This window comes from Rhodopirellula sp. UBA1907, from assembly GCF_002337565.1.
In the GTDB taxonomy this organism is placed as follows: Bacteria; Planctomycetota; Planctomycetia; order Pirellulales; family Pirellulaceae; genus Rhodopirellula; species Rhodopirellula europaea.
The window spans coordinates 1-3,729 of the sequence record NZ_DDGH01000036.1 but is presented as its reverse complement, the minus strand read 5'-3'; the positions used below and the strand labels follow the sequence as shown (position 1 = coordinate 3,729).

4 protein-coding genes are annotated in these 3,729 nt (G+C 54.4%); 1 reads left to right on the top strand and 3 read right to left on the bottom strand.

From position 1 onward, the window contains the following. Positions 1-179 precede the first annotated feature (179 nt). Positions 180-1,763, top strand: a complete 1,584-nt coding sequence (locus B2R17_RS08320; protein ID WP_339889119.1) for an IS110 family transposase — start codon at positions 180-182, stop codon at positions 1,761-1,763. A gap of 337 nt (positions 1,764-2,100) precedes the next feature. Here B2R17_RS08320 and B2R17_RS08315 read toward each other — a convergent pair whose 3' ends face one another. The 3 genes from B2R17_RS08315 to B2R17_RS08305 all read right to left on the bottom strand — a co-directional run. Beyond that, positions 2,101-2,631, bottom strand: a complete 531-nt coding sequence (locus B2R17_RS08315) for a hypothetical protein (protein ID WP_286763616.1) — start codon at positions 2,629-2,631, stop codon at positions 2,101-2,103. Between the two features lie 112 nt (positions 2,632-2,743). Further along, positions 2,744-3,319: a hypothetical protein gene (locus tag B2R17_RS08310; protein WP_146440427.1), complete on the bottom strand. Its 576-nt coding sequence runs from the start codon at positions 3,317-3,319 to the stop codon at positions 2,744-2,746. Between the two features lie 104 nt (positions 3,320-3,423). Continuing rightward, positions 3,424-3,729 (bottom strand): hypothetical protein (locus B2R17_RS08305; protein ID WP_286763615.1); only part of this gene is annotated, 306 nt, incomplete at its 5' end.

Sequence of the window (3,729 nt, the reverse complement as noted above, 5' to 3'; positions counted from 1 at the left end):
GGCGACGCGTTTTGAACCGCGACGAACGAAGCAACATGAAAGAGAAAGAGACTCAACCGCCGCATCCGCGCGAAGTCAAATCCTGGTAAGCCGTCCATTGAAACAAAAAATTGATAGCATTGCTTCGTCTGCATCCGTGGGAAATGTTTTAGTAAGCGTTTCTTCTACTCAAGGTGTTGATGATGACTTCGAAAAGAAAATCCGGAAAAACGAAATCAAAAGCGACAAACAAAAGTTTTCGCGTAGCCGTTCTCGGCAAGCTAACCGGTATCATTCAACCGCGTGTCCAGCAGGTTGGTCCGGAGGGCTTTGGGGTGATCGCGGTGGACTGCGCCAAGGATCGCTCGAAATGGATGATGGCCAACTTCTACGGAAAGGTTCTTATAGAGCCGACCGAGGTCGAACATCGGTGCAACGCATTCCAAGTGATGGCTCAGTTGGCAACCGAAGCCATCGAACGTCATCAAATCAAAGATGTGATCGCGTGTGTTGAGATGACCGGTTCTTACCACAAGCCCATTTATCGGCAATGGAAGAAGTTAGGATACGACACACGCATCATTCATCCGTTCGCATCGAGCCACTATCGGCTACCCGAGCATGGCGATGTGAAGACCGACGACAACGATCTAGCGGCGATCTTTCGCGCCGCGGTGAACGGATTTGGCCTGTTAGAAAAGCCGTGGAACGAGACCTACCTACGGCTACAAATCTTGGTTCGCCATCGCCGTGACTTGGTGAGGAAACGGTCAAAGCTACAGTCCCAAATTCGGTACCACGTGGATCGTTGCCTGCCAGGATTTACATCCACTTTCGCTACGACTGACATGTGGACGCTACCCATCGCTGTTGGGACGTTGCAGTTCATCGCCGATCATGGCGGGACGGCTCAAGCTATCCTCGATTCAGGGATACTCCAACTCGGTCGTTGGCTTCGTAATCACAAACTTCGTTTTCAGCAACGTACTCTCGAACGAATCTACTGCTGGGCCAAGCAGGCGACCACCGGAGAAGAGATGGCCAGCTCGATTGCACACGTGTGGCTAGAGTTGCTTGACGACTGGGAGTTGAAAACCAAGCAAATTGTCGCATGTGAGGTCAAAGAAGCATCGCTACTTGTCAAGACGCCGTACATCCTGCTGCTCTCTCATCCCGGAATCAACGTCGTTAGTGCCGCAGAACTCGCAGGTGAAACTGGACCGATCGAACACTACGCATCGAGCAAGTCAATCACCGGTCGCAGTGGACTGTTTCCAAGTCGATACCAAAGTGATGGTGTGGATCGAGGTGGCAACTTGTCGAAGTTTCGCAACGGCAAGATGCGTGCAGCGTGGTTGATGGTTGCCTCGAACATGGTCAAATGCAACGCCTACTGGCGAGCCAAGGCAAGCCACTGGAGAGAGCAGGGCGTCGCTGGGCCCGATGTCCGTTGCCGAATTGCCAATCGCTTGACGCGGCCTGTCTTCCAAATGGTTTCCGGTGGCAAACTGTACTCGCATCCGAGTCGATTGGATCGAGGTTATGTGCTGGAAAAGCTAATGAACTTCCATCGACAGCATGGGACTTCGCCTTCCCAAATCGTCAACGATCTCCGTGTTGCGATTGAGCAGATTCCCGCTGCGCACTACCTCCAAGAGGCAAGTCCCCTAAAAGGCTTTCATGCCAAGAGTCGTCGCAGTCGTCGCACTGAACCGAAAGAATTGGGCGACCTACTGGTCGCAGTGCTGGCACGCCTCGGTGTGGCCGACTTAGAATCACCATAACTCGAAGTCCCGACTGTGGGTTCTGTGGTAGGCACGCATTAACGTCGTCAAATCCATGGCCGTCGCGCGGTTCGGATCACTCCGGGCTGCCAAGGTCGTCTATAAGCATGGCGCTCTGATGCGAGTCCAACGCCGAATAAAGCAGCTTGGGGCTTCGAGCCTCTTTTCGGCCAGGATGGCGATACGACTCACTCAAGCATCAGAAAAGTGCCACGCCGCAGGTTCCCGTCAGGGCGGAGACTCGATCTTCGAAAACGCACTAAAAGTGTGACCGCTGAACGTACGCGCCGAAACGGCTATACTGCCAAACTATAAAACCCACATAGCAGCTTATTGGTTATCCGCCGTGATGAGTCCCCGAACGTGCAGGTGTCGGGTCGCAATTGACCGTCGCCGATACAGCAGCGTAGCAAACTACGCCATAGGTTGCAGCAAGCGCAATGGCCCATCCGGCCATCCCCAAAGTATCGTTCCATGCGTTTGAGTACACGGCCATCTCAACGGTGCGACCAGACCGCATCATTGGGTTGTATGCATTTGTAGCATAGTTGAGGCCGACAGCGTGCAGGAATGTCCATGCGACAGTCAGGACGTAGTGCACAAACATCGCCGTCGGGATCTTCAAGCACAAGCGAAGGTGCGCCAGGCATGTGACCGCCGTCGGGGAGAGATAGAGCAAGCCAGCCATATCCGATCCACCTTTGGATGCCTCGGCGGGGAATGAAGCGAGGTGTAACGCCACCAAAGCGGTCACAGCAAGCAGGTCGATGATCCGGAAGCGACGCAACGCCGTCACCCGTGGCGCCTGAGTGTTGGCCTCCATCGCGGCCACAAGGCGTAATGGAGTCTCGCATTGTGGGCATTTCATGAAAGTCAAGACACTTGGGTTTCAGTCGGATAACGTCACGCGTCACCGGGTACGCGCAGAAGATTTTCAACTTCAAAACCGCTCGGCCCGCGTACTCCGGTGCACGCGATTGTTACGACCTGTTTCTGGGCGGACGTTTGACGTCTCCATTGCGCCACACGCCTGAGTCCAATCGTAGCAGACCGTGTGGGATGCGTCGAGAAATTGCTCGAGCATCATCATCTGGGACAGGACAGCCCAACGCCTCGAATCCGCGCAGCTTTGGAAGCTCGACCAAGCGGTGAAATGCGGGCAGTGACAATCCGCATTCGTTGCAATTAAGCATCCGTATTTCGGGCAACTGCGCAATTCGATTAGCAGCATCATCTGTCAACGGGATGTCGTACAAACCGAAGGTTGTAAGCGTTTCCGGCAGTTCGGCGGTTGAGATCGCATTCGCAGTGATTGCCGTGCCGCCTATGTCGAGTGAAGCTAGCCGACGAAAGCAGCAAATCGAAGCCAGTCCGGCATCGGTGATCGGGCACCCCGCGGCCATCAAGAATTCAAGGTCGGCCCAGCTTGAGATTCCATGCAAGTGGGCGTCGGTCAGCTGCGCGTCGAGTGCCCAAACCTGAAACGCGCCGTTGACCTGTGCGCCGGTGCCCGCCAATTCAGCGACGAGGCGAGCAACGCGTTGGTCATCCGTCATGTGGCGAAATCTTCAGTGTCGTAACGACAGACATCACCGAGGACGCGCGAAAGACTCAACCACTGCTAAACCGCTTGGCTCGCGTCCTTCGGTGGATGTCATGGTTATGCGATTTTGTACTCGAAGGGTTTGAATGTCAGCCATTGTGGAATCGCGTCACGAAGCCAGTTGCAGATTGGCTCTGCGACAACGAAATCGCCCCATTCTGAACGCGTGCGAAACCATGACGGCAAATCAGCATCGGGCACCAAGACTTCCATCGAGCTGTCAGGATCGTCTGGATCAACCTCACGATATGTGCAATCTATGACAGGCATCACCAACTCAAAAAGATTGTCCATCGCTTCCGCAACATCAGGTTCGTGAGCCCGATCCCATATGTAACCCTGGGTGCAGTCGGTCTGGTAGCA

What these genes read in the sequence shown, in the direction of transcription:
- B2R17_RS08320 (WP_339889119.1), top strand. Translation starts at nt 180, where the DNA reads ATGATGACTTCGAAAAGAAAATCCGGAAAAACGAAATCAAAAGCGACA.
- B2R17_RS08315 (WP_286763616.1), bottom strand. Translation starts at nt 2,631, where the DNA reads ATGAAATGCCCACAATGCGAGACTCCATTACGCCTTGTGGCCGCGATG.
- B2R17_RS08310 (WP_146440427.1), bottom strand. Translation starts at nt 3,319, where the DNA reads ATGACGGATGACCAACGCGTTGCTCGCCTCGTCGCTGAATTGGCGGGC.